The 3,797-nt window shown below is 68.9% G+C and carries 5 protein-coding genes; 2 read left to right on the top strand and 3 right to left on the bottom strand.

Going from position 1 to position 3,797, the window contains the following annotated elements:
* The 3 genes from CVM52_RS24270 to CVM52_RS24280 all read right to left on the bottom strand — a co-directional run.
* Nucleotides 1–311: gamma-glutamyltransferase (locus CVM52_RS24270; RefSeq protein ID WP_205965023.1), on the bottom strand; the 311-nt coding region annotated here is incomplete at its 3' end.
* 67 nt (nucleotides 312–378) lie between these two features.
* Entirely contained in the window at nucleotides 379–918 is a 540-nt protein-coding gene (thpR, locus tag CVM52_RS24275) for an RNA 2',3'-cyclic phosphodiesterase (RefSeq protein ID WP_100164876.1), read from the bottom strand.
* Between the two features lie 2 nt (nucleotides 919–920).
* A complete protein-coding gene (locus tag CVM52_RS24280; protein WP_100164877.1) occupies nucleotides 921–1,907 on the bottom strand; it encodes a 2-hydroxyacid dehydrogenase in 987 nt (328 codons plus the stop codon).
* A gap of 206 nt (nucleotides 1,908–2,113) precedes the next feature.
* Between CVM52_RS24280 and CVM52_RS24285 the strand changes: the two genes are divergently transcribed.
* Complete coding sequence (locus tag CVM52_RS24285) at nucleotides 2,114–2,557, top strand: SH3 domain-containing protein (RefSeq protein ID WP_240621064.1); 444 nt, start codon at nucleotides 2,114–2,116, stop codon at nucleotides 2,555–2,557.
* Nucleotides 2,558–2,631: 74 nt separating this feature from the next.
* Nucleotides 2,632–3,797 (top strand): mechanosensitive ion channel family protein (locus CVM52_RS24290; protein WP_100164879.1); only part of this gene is annotated, 1,166 nt, incomplete at its 3' end.

The following is a 3,797-nucleotide window of genomic DNA, read 5'->3' on the forward strand; positions in this document are numbered from 1 at the left end:
GAGGATTGCGGCTCGACCAGGCCCAGCACCGTCTGCACCGCAACCATCGCGTCGGCGGCGCTGCCGCCGGCGCGCAGCATCGCCGCCCCCGCCTCGACCGCCAGCGGGTTGGCGGCGGCAACCATCCAGTTCTCGGCCTCTACCGGCCGCCCGGCCGCCTTGGCCGCCAGCGCCGCCGCCACCGCGGGCGAGATCGCCTGCATCCCGGTTTCGGTGGCCATCTCGGGCTGGACCGCATCGGCGGCCTGTTGCGCCGGGACGGCGGCGACACCGGCGATCCAGATCAGCAGGGAGAACAGAATTCGGGACATCGGCACGCTCCGCATGGGGACCGCCGCCAGCCTAGACCGGCGCCTCAGCGCCCGGCAAGAGCCGCGCTCAGGGCAGCAGGTCGTAGCGCGCCAGCTCCTCGTAGCGGGCGCCGCCGGGATGCAGATCCGAACGGTAAAGCGTGAAGGCCATCACCGGACAGGATGGCAATTGCGCGCCGCCGTGATCGGCCAGGAACCCGGCGATCCGCGCCGCCTCCCCGGCCCCGGGCCGCAGCCGCGCCAGCGTCACATGCGGATGAAAACGCCGCGCCTCGGGCGTGATCCCGGCCTGCCGCGCCGCCGAGACCACCCGGCGCTGCAGGTCGGTCAGCGCCGCGCTGGGGGCGACATCGGCAAACACCACGCGGGGCAGATCGCCGCCGAAGGTGCCCAGCCCGGCGAAGCCCAGTTCGAACGGTGCGGCGCGGATCGCCTCCAGCCGGTAATGCAGCTCTTCCAGCCGCTCTTCGGGCTGGTCGTCGAGAAAGGCCAGGGTCAGGTGCAGGTTCTCTTGCGGCACCTGCCGCCCGACCGGCAACATCGCCTGCACACGACCAATTGCATCGGCAAGCTCGTCAGCGACCGCGATGCCGACAAACGCCCGCATGGTCAGAGCATTGACGGCACAACCTGATCCGGCGGGCGATGTCCGTCCTCGAAGGTCTTGATATTGATGATCACCTTCTCGCCCATCTCGATCCGGCCCTCGACCGTGGCCGAGCCCATATGCGGCAGCAGCACCACGTTGTCCAATTCGCGCAGCCGCGGGTTGAAGGCGGCGCCATGTTCGAACACGTCCAGCCCGGCGCCGGCGATCTCGCCCGCGCGCAGCATCCGCGTCAGTGCGTTTTCGTCGATCACCTCGCCGCGCGAGGTGTTCACGATCACCGCCGTCGGCTTCATCAGCTTCAGCCGCCGCGCGTTCATCAGGTGGAAGGTCGAAGGCGTCGACGGGCAATTGACCGAGATGATATCCATCCGCGACACCATCTGGTCGAGGCTTTCCCACCAGGTCGCACCCAGCGATTCTTCGATCTCGGGCCGCAGACGCCGCCGGTTGTGGTAATGCACCTGCATGCCGAAGGCCGCCGCGCGCCGGGCCACCGCCTGGCCGATCCGGCCCATGCCCAGGATGCCCAGCCGGCGGCCACCCAGCCGCCCGCCCAGGAAGGCGGTCGGCGCCCAGCCGGACCATTCGCCGCGCTGCATCACCGCCAGCCCCTCGGGGATGCGGCGGGTGACGGCGAGAATCAGCGCTATGGTCATGTCGGCGGTGTCGTCGGTCAGCACGCCGGGGGTGTTGGACACCAGCACGCCGCGCTGCCGCGCGGTGGCGACGTCGATATGGTCGACCCCGGCACCGTAATTGGCGATCAGTTTCAGCCGGTCGCCGGCCTGGGCGATCAACCCGGCATCGATCTGGTCGGTGACCGTGGGCACCAGCACATCGGCGCTTTTCACCGCCTCGGCCAGTTCCTCGCGGGTCATCGGCGAATCGTCACTGCGCAGGCGCACGTCGAACAGTTCGGCCAGGCGCGATTCCACCTGCTCGGGCAACCGTCGCGTAACGACAACACTCAAACGCTCTCTTGGCACCGCTGCTCTCCCTCGGCTTTTCAAATCCCCGCGCGCCGTGGCATCGTGGCGCAGGATCAGGCGGGGCACAAGAACCCATGCGGCAATTTTCGCAGCCGGTTCAAATGACAAGACGAGCAGACGGGCAGGTTCCGGTGACAAGTTTGACCAAGGCACTTCGCCGCCTGACGGCAGCGGCAATCTTTTCGAGTCTGACCGGCGCGGCAATGGCGGCGGATAATCGGCTGGGTCCTGTCACCCACCTGCCGCTGCCGCGCTATGTCTCGCTGAAAACCGACGAGGGCAATGTGCGCCGCGGGCCATCGCTGTCGCATCGCATCGACTGGGTGTTCAAGCGCCGCGACATGCCGCTGGAGGTCACCGCCGAACATGGCCACTGGCGCCGCGTTCAGGACCGCGACGGCGCCGGCGGCTGGGTGCATTACGCGCTGCTGTCGGGCGTGCGCACCGTGTTGATCGAAGAGGACATGACCCCGGTCTATACCCAGCCCGACACCAATGCGCCGGTTGCCGCCGCCTTCGAGGTGGGCGTTGTCGCCCGGCTGGGCGCCTGCAACCCGGTCTGGTGCCGGATCAGCGCCGGTGGCTATCGCGGCTGGGTGGAAAAACGCGCGTTGTGGGGCGTGGCCCCGGACGAACTGCGCGACTGAGGCCTGCGCCCCTTCCCGGCGGCGTCCGGCCCGTCTAACCTCTGTCGCAGTCCTAACTTGACCGCGATGGTGAAATGCGCCTGTTCCTGATCCTGCTGTTGCTTGCCCTGCCCGCCACCGTATCGGCCCAGGACAGCGATCAGCCCGCCGGCACCATCACGGTGCAGGACAGCGCCGGCCAGGACGCCGCCATCGCCCAGCGCCTGCGCGGCATCCTCGCCGAACTGGAGGGCTATGACGACATCACCGTCGCGGTGTCCTCGGGCATCGTCACCCTGCGCGGCACCACCATCGACGGCGCCGCCCTGGCGCGCCTGAACGACATCGCCCGCCGGGTCGAGGGCGTGGTGGCAATCCGCAACGAGGTGAGCGAATCCACCGATGTGGCCGAGCGGCTGAACCCGGCGATGCAGCGGTTCCAGGCCCGTTTCCTGCAATTCCTCGCCTTCCTGCCGCTGCTGTCCATCGCGCTGCTGGCCTTCGCGCTGGTGACGCTGCTGGGGGTGCTGCTGGCGCGCTGGAAACGGCCCTGGGACCGGATCGCGCCCAATGCCTTCATCGCCGATATCTATCGCCAGATCCTGCGCATCGCCTTCGGGGTCGCCGGGCTGGTGGTCGCGCTCGACATCCTCGGCGCCACCGCGCTGCTCTCCACCATTCTCGGCGCGGCCGGGATCGTCGGGCTGGCGATCGGCTTTGCGGTGCGCGACACGGTGGAGAATTTCATCGCCTCGGTGCTGCTGTCGATGCGCCAGCCCTTCCGCCCCAATGACACCGTCGAGATCGAGGGCGACCAGGGCAAGGTGATCCGCCTGACCTCGCGCGCGACCATCCTGCTCAGTTTTGACGGCAACCACATCCGCATCCCCAACGCCACCGTATTCAAAAGCCGCATCGTCAACTTCACCCGCAATGACCAGCGCCGGTTCCTCGTCGACCTGGGCGTCGCCTATGACACCGACCTCGCCGCCGCGCAGGCGCTGGCGCTGGAAACGGTGCGCACCCTGCCCTTCGTGCTGGACGAGCCGGCCCCCTCGGTCTGGATCGAGGAGATGGGCGACAGCGCGGTGATCCTGCGCGTCGCCGCCTGGGTGGCGCAGAGCCAGACCAGCATCCTGCTGGCCCGCTCGGAGGCGATCCGCCTGTGCCTGGCCGCCTTCGACGCCGCCGCCATCGTGATGCCCGAGCCGACCTTCCGCGTCCTCGGCGGCAGCAGCACCCCCTCCGCCCCGGCCGAACC

It is taken from the genome of Pseudooceanicola lipolyticus (genome assembly GCF_002786325.1).
Classification (GTDB): Bacteria; Pseudomonadota; Alphaproteobacteria; order Rhodobacterales; family Rhodobacteraceae; genus Pseudooceanicola_C; species Pseudooceanicola_C lipolyticus.

What these genes read in the sequence shown, in the direction of transcription:
- thpR (WP_100164876.1), bottom strand. Translation starts at nt 918, where the DNA reads ATGCGGGCGTTTGTCGGCATCGCGGTCGCTGACGAGCTTGCCGATGCA.
- CVM52_RS24285 (WP_240621064.1), top strand. Translation starts at nt 2,114, where the DNA reads ATGGCGGCGGATAATCGGCTGGGTCCTGTCACCCACCTGCCGCTGCCG.